This window comes from Rheinheimera soli (genome assembly GCF_021290985.1).
GTDB classification, from domain to species: Bacteria; Pseudomonadota; Gammaproteobacteria; order Enterobacterales; family Alteromonadaceae; genus Pararheinheimera; species Pararheinheimera soli.
Window position 1 is genome coordinate 119,128 of sequence record NZ_JAJOYU010000005.1, and the last position, 13,949, is coordinate 133,076.

General features: G+C 46.7%; 9 protein-coding genes. 6 read left to right on the plus strand and 3 right to left on the minus strand.

What is annotated here, in order from left to right; genetic code table 11:
* Nucleotides 1–7: 7 nt before the first annotated feature.
* The gene (locus LSG37_RS05685) at nt 8–799 is read right to left on the minus strand and encodes a DUF2884 family protein (RefSeq protein ID WP_233078961.1); all 792 of its coding nucleotides are present in this window, start codon (nt 797–799) and stop codon (nt 8–10) included.
* Nucleotides 800–871: 72 nt separating this feature from the next.
* Nucleotides 872–3,760, minus strand: coding sequence for an ATP-binding protein (locus tag LSG37_RS21370; RefSeq protein ID WP_233078962.1), 2,889 nt, complete (start codon nt 3,758–3,760; stop codon nt 872–874).
* Between the two features lie 202 nt (nt 3,761–3,962).
* Here LSG37_RS21370 and LSG37_RS05695 point away from each other — a divergent pair, with 202 nt between their 5' ends.
* The 5 genes from LSG37_RS05695 (at nt 3,963) to LSG37_RS05715 (ending at nt 11,183) form a co-directional block, all read left to right on the plus strand.
* Nucleotides 3,963–5,768 (plus strand): assimilatory sulfite reductase (NADPH) flavoprotein subunit, encoded by a 1,806-nt coding sequence (locus LSG37_RS05695; protein WP_233078963.1) that lies wholly within the window; start codon nt 3,963–3,965, stop codon nt 5,766–5,768.
* Nucleotides 5,768–7,483 (plus strand): assimilatory sulfite reductase (NADPH) hemoprotein subunit, encoded by a 1,716-nt coding sequence (gene cysI / locus LSG37_RS05700; RefSeq protein WP_233078964.1) that lies wholly within the window; start codon nt 5,768–5,770, stop codon nt 7,481–7,483. The genes LSG37_RS05695 and cysI overlap by 1 nt, the downstream gene beginning before the upstream one ends.
* A 24-nt stretch (nt 7,484–7,507) precedes the next feature.
* On the plus strand, nt 7,508–8,245 hold the full coding sequence (locus LSG37_RS05705) for a phosphoadenylyl-sulfate reductase (RefSeq protein ID WP_233078965.1): 738 nt from the start codon (nt 7,508–7,510) through the stop codon (nt 8,243–8,245).
* 175 nt (nt 8,246–8,420) lie between these two features.
* Nucleotides 8,421–10,697 carry an EAL domain-containing protein gene (locus LSG37_RS21375; RefSeq protein ID WP_233078966.1) on the plus strand — a complete coding sequence of 759 codons (2,277 nt, stop codon included), beginning with the start codon at nt 8,421–8,423 and terminating at the stop codon, nt 10,695–10,697.
* A gap of 72 nt (nt 10,698–10,769) precedes the next feature.
* The gene (locus tag LSG37_RS05715; RefSeq protein ID WP_233078967.1) at nt 10,770–11,183 is read left to right on the plus strand and encodes a DUF4377 domain-containing protein; all 414 of its coding nucleotides are present in this window, start codon (nt 10,770–10,772) and stop codon (nt 11,181–11,183) included.
* Nucleotides 11,184–11,191: 8 nt separating this feature from the next.
* On the opposite strand, the gene LSG37_RS05720 is transcribed toward LSG37_RS05715, so the two are convergent.
* Nucleotides 11,192–12,373 carry a tetratricopeptide repeat protein gene (locus tag LSG37_RS05720; RefSeq protein ID WP_233078968.1) on the minus strand — a complete coding sequence of 394 codons (1,182 nt, stop codon included), beginning with the start codon at nt 12,371–12,373 and terminating at the stop codon, nt 11,192–11,194.
* Between the two features lie 189 nt (nt 12,374–12,562).
* Here LSG37_RS05720 and sstT point away from each other — a divergent pair, with 189 nt between their 5' ends.
* The gene (gene sstT / locus LSG37_RS05725) at nt 12,563–13,777 is read left to right on the plus strand and encodes a serine/threonine transporter SstT (protein WP_233078969.1); all 1,215 of its coding nucleotides are present in this window, start codon (nt 12,563–12,565) and stop codon (nt 13,775–13,777) included.
* The last annotated feature ends 172 nt before the right edge of the window (nt 13,778–13,949 follow it).

Below are 13,949 nucleotides of genomic sequence, written 5' to 3' on the forward strand. Positions count from 1 at the left end.
CCCTTTGTCAGATCACAGGTTTAAAGCCTTCGCTCTGGCCATCGATCAGATCATAAGGCGACATGGCCGGGATCTGTTGCTGAATTTGTTGTTCCAGCTGATCCAGCGTTTTTAACTGCTGACAAATCTGCTGGCCTCGTTGTTGTAAGTTTGTACTGTTTTTTTGCATATCAGTTTTTAGCTGACTGCCAAAGTTTTGCATTTTAGTACGAAAGCTTTGCATTTTTTCTGTGGCAGAGCCCGGGCTTTGCAGTACATTCTGGCCTAAGGTCAACATCATTTGGCCACTGATTTTAGCCACAGCCTGCTGAATGCGTTGCTCTGCTTCTTTGGCTAAATTTTTATCAGCTGAACGCAGCTGACTGCCATAGACATAAATCGTATCGCCCTGGCGCTGAACCAGTTGATTCAGTTGCTGCTCGAGCTGGTCCACAGGTTGTTGCAATTCAGGGTTGTCCTGCAGGCTTTGGCCTGTGGTGGCCTGAACATTTTGATCAAGCACTGTACGTGCCAGTTGCAGACTATCATCCATTAAGGCGGCAGAGGCTGTAACCTGACTACGAATCCCTTGCTGATAGGCTTTGAGGTGCTGCCGGGTTTCCGGTGTGCTGTTGTTTTTTTGCTGAGCCAGCCACAGCTGACCTGTAGTATCAATGCGCCACAGTTCCTGATCATCCCTCAGAATACTGACCACAGAAGGGCTGACTTTTAAATCGTCTTGCAAGGTCAAAGCACACTGATCACTGGCGTAACTCAGGCCACTTAACAGCAGCAATGTACTGACACAGATATACTTCATAACAACCCCAATAAAGTGAAAACAACCATGCTGCCGGAAAAGTAATGAATCACCACTGAATTCCCCTTCAAACTATTTATTGCTTGAGCCGCTTTGGTTATAGCGTTCTAACAATAGCATAAGAGCCTGTTGGCTTTGTTGTATACAGAGGTGCAGTTGGTTGTTTAACCATGGCTCTGGCTTGTTATCCTGATGCAGCTGTTGCTCCATTAGTCGGCATAACTGGCTTAAGCGCATTAGTCCCAGTTGTCCCATGCTGCCGATCAGACGATGAAATACTTTAGGATCTGGTGTTGCCTGTGTTAGTTCGTGCTGCAAAGCGCTCAGTTGCTGCTGCACATTAGTACAGAGTGCCTGACGTTGTGCCGGGTTTAACGCCAGCAAAGCCTGCTGCAAATAGTCGGTTTGATACAAAGGGCTTAGCGGCGGCAACTGTGCCAATTGGGCGATTAGAGCCTGCAATTGTTCACGCCGCCAGGGCTTAGACAAAACGGCGCTGACCGCAGCTATGGTTTGGTTTGGCGCTGAACCACTCACCAGTACAAAACGGCTTTGTTCATTCACCTGACGCTGCTGTTGTAACTGCTGTATGGTTTGCAAAGCATCAGCGTCTTCTAACTGGCCATCTAAGAACACCCAGGACCAAAGCTGTGCAGGTAATTGTCGGACCTGCTGCAGGCTGGACGCCGTGGTCACTACAAAGCCTAACTCTGTCAGCACTTGTTCCAGGCTGACACGACATAACTCATCATCTTCAACGACCAGGGCATGATGTTGTTCTGCCGCAACTGATGCTGTTGCCGGCAATAAAGTGGACGCCTGACACTTAAGACTAAAACTGACTTCGGTACCAATACCTGGCACGGATTGAATGTTCAGTTCTGAGCCCAGTTGTTGCAACAATCTTTGGCACACCAGCATGCCAAGGCCTGGCCCGGCCTGCAAAGTGCGTTGCTGATTCAGGCGCTCGCCCCGTAATAGCTGGCTTATTTGCAATGTTGTTAAACCTATACCTGTATCCCGCACTTTAAATAACAGCTGTAGCGAGGAGTCAGTTTGGTTTAACAACTCCACTCTGACTTCAATTTCCCCTTGTTTGGTGTATTTCACTGCATTAGAAATCAGATTGGTCAGCAACTGGGTTAACAGATTCTCATCCAACAACAAAAGAGCTGGCAGATTAGAGGCCAGTGAATAGCTTAATTTCAGCCCTTTGTTAGTGGCCAGAGGTTCGAGTAAGTCGTGCAGGCGGCCCAACAACTCGATCAACACCACTGGCTGATCGACGGGCTGGTAGACGCCATAATCCAACCTGCTGCTGGTCAGAATATTGTTAATAATATTATCCAAAGACCAGACAGAGCGGCGCGCCAGTTGTATTTTCTGTTGGCTGCCAGGGTGTTCAATTTCTGGCAACACCTGTGCCAGCACTGCATCTATACCTTGTAATGGCGTGCGGATTTCATGGCCTAAAGTGGCAATAAACTCATTTTTTACCGCGATTTTCTGCTGCGCCATTTCCTGCTGTTTTTGCAGCAGCAGGCGGTTACGCCGTGATTTGTGATAAAACAGCGACAACAACAAAGCCAAGGCTAAGCAAGCACCTACGGACAACAACATCAGCATATTTTTCTGATGCTGATGCGTCAGTTGATCCAGTTGGTTTTGTTGAGAGGCTTGCTGCAGATTACGCTCCAGTAAGCTTTTGTGTTGCTCACTGGCAATCACCAGCGCCTGTTTATGGCTTTTATCATCAAATAAAGATTGTTGTAACTGGCGTACCTGCTCCAAAGCGCTGTAAGCCTGTTGGTATTGTTGCTTAAAGTTTGCAACCTGTGCTGTCACCTGCCAATAGTCCAGCAATTGCTGGGGCTCGGTAAAATGGGAAGCTTTCAAATTCAGCTTTGTATACAAAGCTGCAGCTTGTTGCTGTAAAGAAAACTCAAGCAAATCGCTCAGATGCCGCAAGCTGAAACGTCTGAAACTGGCTTGATAGTCCTCTGTTTGCAGTAGTTGGGTTATCTGCTGATATCTGTTATTGGCTTGATCAACACGGCCAAAATGTAAATCCAACCAGGCTAAGCTTTGCAGTGCATCGGCTTGTTCAATGTTATTACTCACTTGTTGGGCGGCAAGTAATGCCAGCTGCAACTGTTGCTCACTTTCCTGATATTTCTGCTGAGGCAATAAACTGCGGGCCAGACTTAAATGATACAAGGCAACTAACGCTTGCTCTTGCCGGCTCAAACGTAATTCCAACGCGTTACGGGCAAAATCTTCAGCAGCCTGATACTGTTGATACAAGCGGCTGGCTTCAGCCAGCAGATGTAAAAAGTTAGCCTGACGGTTGCTGTCATCTCCTGTCATCGCCAGATTCAGGCCATCGCTGGCAATCTGAATAGCTTGTGGGTAGGCATACAGGTTCAAATAGATAAAGGCCAGATCATAACGGATGATTTGCAATGGCACGGCGTTATTGGCATCTACAGCAATTTGCATAGCTTCCAGCGCTTTGGGCAGGGCTTTGTCGGTCTGGCCTAAACGGTTCAGGTTATCCGCTTGTCGTCGGAGTGCATTAAATAATTGTCTGGTATCGTTTTGGAGCCGGGCTAAACGTTCGGTTTCAAGACTGGTTTGGTAAGCTTGTTGATAATTACCCAACAGCATATAAGCTGTGGTTTGCTGCAGCAGTACTCTGTGATAATCGGCGCTTTCCCTGTCTGTGCTGAGTTCCAGCCACTCTGTGGCGTAGCTCAGGCTGAGTGTTGGGTCTTGGGTAACAAATACTTCGGTTAGCCGAACCAACAGAGTCAGTCGCTGGGTGGGGTCTGTACTTTGTGCAAGTTGTTGCACTAATTGCTGACGCTCAGCCGCAGTAGCCACTTCCACCTGCTGTTGGCTTTGTGCCATCAGAGGTAAAAGCAGCAGAAGCAGATTCAACCAGAAAAAAAGCCACTTCACAGACACTGCACCACTCCCTGAACAGATTCAAGCCATGCTAACAACCAGTTCTGATAAGGGCAAGAAGTCATATGATTTTGTGGTTATTAATGAAAAACTTATTTTAATAACTAAAAAGCATAAAGCAGAGAGAAGGGTTATTTACTTTTTATCCATTTAGACGGCTAAAATGGCGATAACTTAGCTTATTTGTGGTGTTTTTATGCTATTCGCGTCTTTAGCTGCTCAGGCCAGTCCTTTGTCCGCTCAACAAATCAAGGATTTACAGTCGCTAGTCAGCCAGCTTAATCCTATTCAGCAGGCCTGGGTGAGTGGTTATCTGGTCGCAGCTGCTCAGTTAGCGGGCAGCCAGTTGCCAGCAACTGCGCAACAGAGCCATGAAAGTGCGGTGCTGACTATTTTATATGGCTCACAAACCGGCAATGCCAAAACTGTGGCGAACAAAATTAAAGCGGCTGCTGAGCAACAAGGCATAGCTGTGAAGCTAACAGATATTGGCAGCTACAAAACCACTCAATTAGCCAAAGAAAAATACCTGCTGATTGTCACCTCGACTTATGGCGAAGGGGAGCCACCAGAAAGTGCTGTGGCTTTCCATAAATTCTTATTCAGTAAAAAAGCACCTAAGCTGGATGGCCTGCAGTTTGCTGTGCTGGGTTTGGGTGATACCAGTTATGAATTTTTCTGTAAAACAGCCATAGATTTTGATGAGCAACTGGCTGCTTTAGGTGGCAAAAGATTACACGCCCGTGCCGATCTGGACGTAGATTATGCCGCTCAGGCGGCCAGTTGGATTGAAACCGCAGTGCAGGCTTTTGCACCAGAGTTAAAGCAGGCTGCAGGTTCTGCCCAGGTCATTGCCTGGCCTGGCGCTACAGCCACTGCGAGCCACGACAGTGCTTTTACCAAAGAAGCGCCTTATAGCGCAGAGTTATCCGTGAATCAGAAGATCACTGGCCGCGATTCGACTAAAGATGTGCGTCATATCGAAATTTCCTTAGCAGATTCAGGCATCGTCTATCAGCCGGGTGACTCGCTTGGGGTGTATTTCCTTAATGACAACAACGCAGTGGATGCTATTTTGGCGGCAACAGGGCTTGATGGCGCTACTGAAGTGCAGTTAGCGGGTCAGACTTACAGCTTAAAAACTGCGTTAACTGAACAACTGGAGTTAACTCAGTCTTACCCGAGTTTTGTCGAAAAATATGCACAAGCCACAGCCAACAGTGAATTGCTGGAGCTGGTCAAAGATAAAACCGCTTTGCGTCAGTATCTGGACAACCGTCAGACACTGGATGTGATTTTACAAAACCCTGCGCCTTTAACAGCTCAGCAATTAGTGGATGCGCTGCGTAAACAGCAACCGCGTTTGTATTCTATTGCCTCTTCACAGGCTGAAGTAGGTGATGAAGTGCACTTAACTTTGGGCGTAGTGCGTTACGACGCTTTTGGCAGTACGCATTTAGGTGGCGCTTCGGGCTTTTTGGCGGAACGACTGGAAGAAGGCGCTGCGCTTAAAGTTTTTGTTGAACACAACGATAACTTCCGTCTGCCGGACCATGAAACGCCAGTCATTATGATAGGGCCAGGTACAGGTATAGCGCCGTTCCGTGCTTTCCTGCAAGAGCGTGATCAAGCCGGTGCTACAGGTCAGAACTGGTTGTTTTTTGGTAACCCACATTTTACTCAGGACTTCTTGTATCAGGTGGAACTGCAGGATTATTTAAAACGTGGCGTGCTGAGCAAGCTGGATGTGGCTTTTAGCCGTGATCAGGCACAGAAAGTTTATGTGCAGGACAAGCTGCGGTTAAAAGCAGAAGAAATATGGGCCTGGTTGCAACAAGGCGCTTATCTCTACATTTGTGGTGATGGCAATAAAATGGCCAAAGATGTGCATCAGGCGCTGCTCGATATAGCGCAACAACAAGCTGGCTTCAGTGCAGAAGAAGCAGAACAGTATTTTGACGACTTACGTCAGGCCAAACGTTATCAGAAGGATGTTTATTAATGACTCAGCCAATTAACCCGGATTTACAGGTGCAAGGTCAGCTGTCTGATAACGAACGACTGAAAAAGGACAGTCATTTATTACGTGGCACTATCACCAAAGATTTAAAAGACGAAATCACCGGCGGCTTTAACGGCGACAATTTTATGTTGATCCGTTTCCACGGTATGTACCAGCAGGATGACCGTGATATCCGTGCTGAACGTGCAGAACAAAAACTGGAACCTCTGCATAACGTCATGTTACGTGCCCGTATGCCGGGCGGTATTATCACGCCACAACAATGGCTGGCGATTGATGAGTTTGCTGCAGATAATACGATTTACGGCAGTATTAGGTTAACCACCCGTCAGACTTTTCAGTTCCACGGTGTGTTAAAACCGAAAATTAAAAGCATGCATCAGATGCTGAACAGCATCGGCATTGACTCCATAGCGACAGCTGGTGATGTCAACCGTAACGTGTTGTGTACTTCCAACCCAGTCGAGTCTGTACTGCATCAGCAAGCCTATCAGTGGGCGGCAAAAATTTCTGAGCACTTACTGCCAAAAACCAAAGCCTACGCAGAGATTTGGCTGGACGAGCAAAAAGTAGAGACCACAGAAGTCGAACCTATTCTGGGCGAAACTTATTTACCACGGAAGTTTAAAACTACTGTGGTGATACCGCCGCAAAACGACGTCGACGTGCATGCCAACGACTTAAACTTTGTCGCTATTGCCGAAAATGGCCAGTTGGTGGGCTTTAACGTCTTAGTCGGTGGTGGTCTTGCTATGACTCATGGCGATAAAGGCACTTACCCACGTAAAGCCGAAGACTTCGGTTTTATCGCTCTGGAACATGTATTGGCTGTGGCTGAACACGTAGTCACAGTGCAGCGTGATTATGGCGACAGGGTGAATCGTAAAAACGCCAAAACCAAATACACCATAGACCGCATTGGGGTGGACGTATTTAAAGCCGAAGTGGAAAAACGTGTTGGCGTGAAGTTCCAGCCAAGCCGTGCCTATGAGTTCACTGGCCGTGGCGATCGTTTTGGTTGGGTTGAAGGCATAGATGGTAAACATCACCTCACTGTATTTATCGAAAACGGCCGCATTCTGGATTATCCAGGTAAAACCTTAAAAACAGGTGTGGCTGAAATCGCCCGTATTCATAAAGGCGACTTCCGCATGACAGCGAATCAAAACCTGATTATTGCTGGTGTGGCCGCCGAAGACAAAGCTGATATTGAAGCTTTAGCCCGTTTGCATGGCTTGATTAACGACAGCGTGACAGAGCAGCGTAAAAACTCTATGGCCTGTGTGTCTTTACCTACTTGTCCACTGGCTATGGCAGAAGCAGAGCGCTATTTGCCGACTTTAGTCACTCATGTTGAAGAGTTGCTGACCAAACACGGTGTACCTGATGACCACATTATTTTACGTGTGGTGGGCTGCCCTAATGGCTGTGGTCGCGCCATGCTGGCCGAAGCTGGTTTAGTGGGTCGTGGTCCTGGTAAATACAACCTGTATTTAGGTGGTAATACTCAGGGCACTCGTATACCTAAGCTGTATTTAGATAACGTGGCGGAAGCCGACATTCTGCAAGCGCTGGACGGCCTGATTGGACGCTGGGTTGCTGAACGTAATAACAACGAATGTTTTGGTGATTTTGTCGTGCGTGTAGGTGTTGTCGCCGAAGTGAAAGTATCAAAAACCGACTTTCATGCCTGAGTTCAGTCCATTAAGGGGCATATCATGAGTCAGTATAAACAGCTGTTGCAGCTGGATACAGAGCAGCAACAACAACTGCTGGCGGAAGCCAATCAGCTGTTGTTGCCTTTAACGCCAGCCGAACGGGTGAAATGGGCACTGGATCATTTGCCGGATCAGCAGATCTTAAGCTCCAGCTTTGGTATTCAATCTGCTGTGATGTTGCATCTGGTGACCAGTGAGCGGCCTGATATTCCGGTGTTGTTAACAGACACTGGCTATCTGTTTCCTGAAACTTATCAGTTTATTGATGAGCTGAAAGATCGGTTGCAACTGAATCTGAAAGTGTACCGCGCCCATTTAAGCCCGGCCTGGCAGGAAGCACGTTTTGGTAAGTTATGGGAAAACGAAGCTGGTATTAAACAATACAACCATATGAATAAAGTGGAGCCTTTACAGCGCGCTTTAAAAGAGCTGAATGTAGGCACCTGGTTCAGTGGTTTACGTCGCAGTCAGTCCAGCACCCGAGCTGATAAAGATATTATCGAAATCAGCCGAGGCACTGTGAAAGTGCAACCTATTATCGAATGGTCAAATAAAGACGTGTTTTATTATCTAAAAGAACACAACTTACCTTACCACCCTTTGTGGGAGCAAGGTTATGTCTCTGTGGGAGACGTGCATTCTACCCGTAAACTCGAACTGGGCATGACAGAAGAAGACACCCGTTTTAACGGCTTTGGCCGCGAATGCGGCATTCACCTGGATGGCGACGGCATCTAGTCCGCCGCCATTGAACGGCCAAATAATACCAATTATCGACTTTGTCCCTTAAGTGAATAAAAATAACTTGTAGTTAACAAGCCTAGCCATTACATTCGTCCGGTTGAAAAGCCTGCTACAGGCCGGTGACATCAGAGCCTGAGCAGGCCTGATCAATGGAATGGGGGAGCGGCATGTGGAGTGGTTAGGTCGTTTTTTGCGGCTGAGGGCTCAGGATTTAGGCAGCGCTGATAGTGCGTTCTGGCAACAAAGTGTGCTGCGTATTATTGTGCTTTCAGGGCTTTGTCTGGTGTTTGCGATAGTGCTGCACAGCTCCTGGCAGGCCTGGCAAATGGGTGCCTATCATGTGATAGCTATCACCTTTTCTTTTTACCTGGCATTAGTTTCAACCCTGTTTATTTCCAGCCGTTATGTCAAACTCAGCGCCGCTGCTTTGCTGGCCATAGTAGTACTGGCCGGGCTCTGTATTTTAGTACTGGTGGATAACTTTGAGCTGGGCAAACTTGGCATCATTTTTATATACACCTTGCCGATGATCAGTCTGATGTTTTTTGGCTTCAGAACTGCTTTAGTTTTTATGGCGCTGAATTTTATTCCTTTTATTTATCTGCTACAAAATCAGGCTCCGGGTAATCTTGCGGGTTGGTCTATTACCTTGCCTGCCAGTCACAGTTATTTGCATGGCTTATTGTTTTTGTTTTTTAATTTGTGCCTGCCTTTGGCTGCCGCCCGGGTGTTCAGCACCTTAAAACGTAGTGCTGTGCAACTGACAGAGCTGAATCAACATCTGGCACAAAGCCATGATTATTACGAAGAATTGTTTGAGCATAATGGTTCTGCCACTGTGCTGGTGACAGCTTCAGGCGACATCATTAAATGCAATAGCCTGGCGTCCCAGCTGTTGGGGCTGGAGGCTGAACAACAAGCTAATTTATTGTCTTTGCTGAACTTTGTGCAGGACAGTCAGTTGCAGGGACATTGGCTGAAAGGCAAAGTGGAATGTAATTTAAAAAGTCGGCCTGAGTCCAGTCTGGTCTTGAAGCATGTCATGTTGACCCGATCGGGCCACCATGTGGTGAGCCTGCAGGAAATCAGCGCTCTACGCCAGTTACAGCAGCAATTAAAACAAAGCCAGAAAGCGCAGGACAGCTGGCTGCATTATGACGGTTTAACCTGTTTACCTAATGTGGCTGGTTTTACTGAACTGGTGAACTACAAGCAAGAGAAGTTAGCGCCTCATGAGTTTGCACTGGTGGCTATTATCCGCTTGCGTCATGTCAAAACCCTGAATCAGCAGTATGGTTATGAATTTGGCAGCCAGTTATTACAACATTTCTCCAAAGTAGCGAAAGCCGCTTTGCCCTCTGATGCAGTCTTGGCCAGAGTAAGGGGCGTGAAGTTTGCGCTCTGGTTAAAAGGCGATCTCAATGTGCTGGATCCAAAGCAGCTGGCAGAAGCTATTGCCAGTCAATTGCCAGTTGAGCTGACAGTGGGACCTTACACTGCTCGTATGAGTTATCAGTTTGGTGTTAGTTTTACTGAACTGCGTGACAACCAGAATGCGCAGCAGTTAATTGAACAATGTGAACTGGCTTTAGAGTTATCCAGCCCAGGCCAGGCCGTTAGTTTTTATGATCAGCAACAAGCCCGGCAACTGGAACAGGATTATCAACTGCTGAATGCGTTTCGCGACGCGATACGGCAAAAGCAGCTGGAACTTTGGTTACAACCTAAGGTTGACCCGCAAGGAAAAATTCAGAGTTTTGAAGCCTTAAGCCGCTGGTTTATTGATGGAGAGGCCATAGCACCTGATTGTTTTGTGCTGATGGCAGAACGCCATGGTCTGATGACGATGTTTTCCCGTTTAGTGCTGCAACAAAGTGTCAGCATTTTGCAAAGCTGGCAACAGCAAGGCTTGTTATACCCTATTGCTATTAATCTGGGTGGGCCTGAGCTTTTGGACGACAGCTTTTTTGCTGAACTGATGAGCCTGAGTGCCGATCATCCCTGGTTAACCCGCTACCTGCAGTTAGAGATCACTGAAACCAATATAGCGGTGCAACAACCTTTATTGCATAAACGTTTAAAAGCGCTTCATCAGTATGGTTTTAGTATTTCCATCGACGATTTTGGTACTGGCCATTCGTCTTTAAGTCAGTTGGTGGATTGTCCTGCCGATACCATCAAAATAGACCGGCGTTTTGTCAGCTGTATTCCTCAGGATGGCCGCACTGTGCGTATTTTGCATACTACTATTCAACTGGCCAAAGCCTTAAATCTGAATATAGTGGCCGAAGGGGTAGAAAACGATATACAACGTCGTTTCCTGCAAAGCCTGGGCTGCCAGCTGATGCAAGGCTATTTATTTGGCCGCCCGGCTCCTGCTTTGTATTGGCAAAACTTGTTATTGCCCAGGCTGCCAGAGCTGGAGTTTAGTTCTAAACATGCATAAGGATATGCTATTCAGTTTCTGTCCATTTTTGTTCGATAGACTGGCTAAAACATTAAATTAGGGACGATACTTATGTTAAGCAAATGGCTGGTGTTACCTACTTTGCTCGGTACGCTGATGTTTTTTACTTTAACCGGCTGTACTGAATCGACAAGCTCCGCTGAACCTCAGGTTACTGTAAAGACACCAAATGAATCCGGTGTTTATCCCCCAGTTTTGACTGAAAACACCGAAGCTACACTGATCCTATGGGTGGCAGCTGAAAAACGTGAATGTATGGCGGTAGGGCCTACCGAATGTTTGCAAGTTCGTTACAACCCCAATGAAGACTGGCAACTGCTGTATGGCGATATTGTTGGCTTTGACTACCAACCTGGTCAGGTGTATCAGTTGGAAGTCAGCGAAGTGATTATCGCAGAACCTCCGGCGGACGCACCGGACCGGCAATGGATATTGCGGCAAATTATCAGCAGTCATGCTGAGTAATACCCTTGTTAAGGCGTTTGCTGCATGGTCTTCCTGTGCTGCTTTAATGCGGCCAGCTTGGTGTTATACAACTTCAGCCGCTCTGGTTCGTAAGCATAGTTTATCGCCTGCTCTACCAGTTTTTGTGCCGCTCTGAAGTTTTGCTCCTGCACGTACAGCCGAATAAGCGCCAGGTTAGCATTGTGCAGATAAGGTGCTTTTTCCAGTAATTTTTTATAGTAGAGTTTGGCATGGCTGAACTGCTGGTTACGCTCTGCGTCTATGGCTAAAGCCAGCCAGGCATAAGGATTGTCATCGTCGTGACTCATAATTTGCTGATTAATTTTTTCCAGTAACTGCTGGTTGTCTGTTTTCGCGGCCAAGTCGCGGTAATTAGTCAGTAAGGTGATCTGGTTGTCCTGAAGTTGCATGCCATAATCAAACCACTGCAGTGCTTCAGCAAAGGCTTTTTTCCGGTGATACATCAATGCAACCATATTCACTGCCGGGGTGTAGGTCTGATCCTGTTGCAGTGCTTTTTGACTCAGAAAAAAAGCTTTGTCACTGTCGCCTTGCAGCAGAGCATCAGCAGCAAGATTGTTGTATAGCATGGCGTGAAAACGCGCTGAGCTGATGTTTTCTCCAACGAAATCAGAGTTTTCCGGGAAATAGTCTATAACCAGAGCAGCTCTTTGCAGCACCATTTTTCCTTTTTGTGGCTGGGCAGCTTCTTTGTATAAATAGGTGCGGATATGATTGGAACTGATAAAGATATTATCTTTGTAGTCAATAAGAGGTTCTTGATAAATGACTTTGTAACCCACCTCTATGTTCGCCAACTGTGCCAGCGCAGAAGTCAGTAGTGCCAGCGTCATGCAATTGCCTCTGAACTGCTCCATGGCAATCTGAGCCGGGTAATTGGCCCCTTCGTAATTAAAGTACATCAGTTTATTTTGCAGAAAGTTGTACAGTCTTTGCTCTGCCGGGTGAGCCGCTTGTGCTGCACTGTGGAAATAACTCAAAAAATCCTGCTGCTGTTTATCATTCAGATAAAAAAGCTGCTCCAGTTCTGGCAGATCGGCTGGTTGCTGAAACAGCTCAATAGATGTAGTTGGCGGCTGTAAGCTGGCCTTGATCTGTGGCTCTGTTTGCATCACACAGCTTTGGGTTGTTATCGCAACTAACAGCAAGGCAATTCTGGTCAAATGCATAGTGTTTGAATCTATTGAGTGTTTTTAACAAACTAACATCTGTTTATACGAATTTAAAGCCAGATGTTACACAAAAGTGAATATATGTGGTGACTGTTCAGACTTGCTCCGCCAGCAGATTCAGGGCAAAATCGGGCACTTATTCCTATAACTGTGGCGCGCACCACAGCAAAGCAACAGAGAATCCGAATGACATCCACCGCATCCCGTCCATGGCAAAAACTTCTGCAACTAGGCTTAGTGCCACAAATTATTATTGGTATTTTATTAGGTGTGCTGGTGGCTGTCGTGTCGCCAGAGCTGGCAAAAAATTTATCTTTGTTAGGCACTTTATTCGTCAACGCTCTAAAAGCTATAGCGCCTTTGCTGGTTTTTGTGTTGGTGGCTTCTGCCATAGCCAATAAACAAGCATCTGAAGGCAGTAGCATCAAACCTGTGTTGGTGTTGTATCTGTTTGGCACTTTTTTAGCGGCAGTGGTGGCTGTATTACTGAGTTTTATGTTCCCAACGACCTTGGTGCTGACCGCCGTGCCTGAAGTCATTGCGGCCCCTGAAGGTATCAGCGAAGTATTAAAAGCTTTGCTGCTGAAAGTAGTAGATAACCCTATTAACGCCTTAATTACCGGTAACTATATTGGCGTTTTAGCCTGGGCCGTAGGTTTAGGTTTGGCGTTGCAGCATGCCAGCAAAAGCACCAAGCTGGTGTTTTTTGATTTGTCGCATGGTGTGTCGTCTTTAGTGCGTTTTATTATCCGTCTGGCGCCTTTTGGTATTTTAGGTTTGGTGGCCGATACCATAGCGACCACAGGTTTTGCTGCTTTAGCCAGTTATGGTCAGCTGATTGCTGTGCTGTTAGGCGCTATGGCGATCATCGCTTTTGTAGTGAACCCGCTGCTGGTATTTGCTAAAACCGGCTCCAATCCTTATCCACTGGTCTTTACCTGCTTACGCGAAAGTGGCGTGACAGCCTTTTTTACCCGCAGTTCGGCCGCTAATATTCCGGTCAATTTACAGTTGTGTGAAAAGCTGAAACTCAACGAAGAAATCTACGGTGTGTCTATTCCGCTGGGCGCCACCATCAATATGGCAGGCGCCGCTATTACCATCACAGTGCTGACATTGGCGACTGTAAATACGCTGGGTATAGAAGTTGATTTTGCCAGCGCTATTTTATTAAGTGTGCTGGCTGCGGTTTCTGCTTGTGGTGCTTCTGGTGTCGCTGGTGGGTCTTTATTGCTGATCCCGCTCGCTTGTAGCTTATTTGGCATTCCAAATGAAGTGGCGATGCAGGTCGTGGCGACTGGTTTTATTATTGGTGTCATTCAGGACAGTGCTGAAACTGCTCTGAATAGTTCGACTGACGTGGTCTTTACTGCGGCTGTGTGTCAAAGCCAGAAAGTCTGATATTTAAATGGGCAGATAGTAGTTATCTATAACTACAAAAAGGGGTGGATCAAATTCATTTGACCCACCCCTTTTTATTGCTCCTCATTCCATTTAGTTATAAGAGATCGATATCCATTCTTGATAAAAAGACGTTTAGACGTCTAATATGCAGGCTCAAACGAAAAAGCTT

Coding starts and splice junctions, on each gene's coding strand:
- LSG37_RS05685 (WP_233078961.1), bottom strand. CDS start 799: ATGAAGTATATCTGTGTCAGTACATTGCTGCTGTTAAGTGGCCTGAGT.
- LSG37_RS05695 (WP_233078963.1), top strand. CDS start 3,963: ATGCTATTCGCGTCTTTAGCTGCTCAGGCCAGTCCTTTGTCCGCTCAA.
- cysI (WP_233078964.1), top strand. CDS start 5,768: ATGACTCAGCCAATTAACCCGGATTTACAGGTGCAAGGTCAGCTGTCT.
- LSG37_RS05705 (WP_233078965.1), top strand. CDS start 7,508: ATGAGTCAGTATAAACAGCTGTTGCAGCTGGATACAGAGCAGCAACAA.
- LSG37_RS05715 (WP_233078967.1), top strand. CDS start 10,770: ATGTTAAGCAAATGGCTGGTGTTACCTACTTTGCTCGGTACGCTGATG.
- LSG37_RS05720 (WP_233078968.1), bottom strand. CDS start 12,373: ATGCATTTGACCAGAATTGCCTTGCTGTTAGTTGCGATAACAACCCAA.
- sstT (WP_233078969.1), top strand. CDS start 12,563: ATGACATCCACCGCATCCCGTCCATGGCAAAAACTTCTGCAACTAGGC.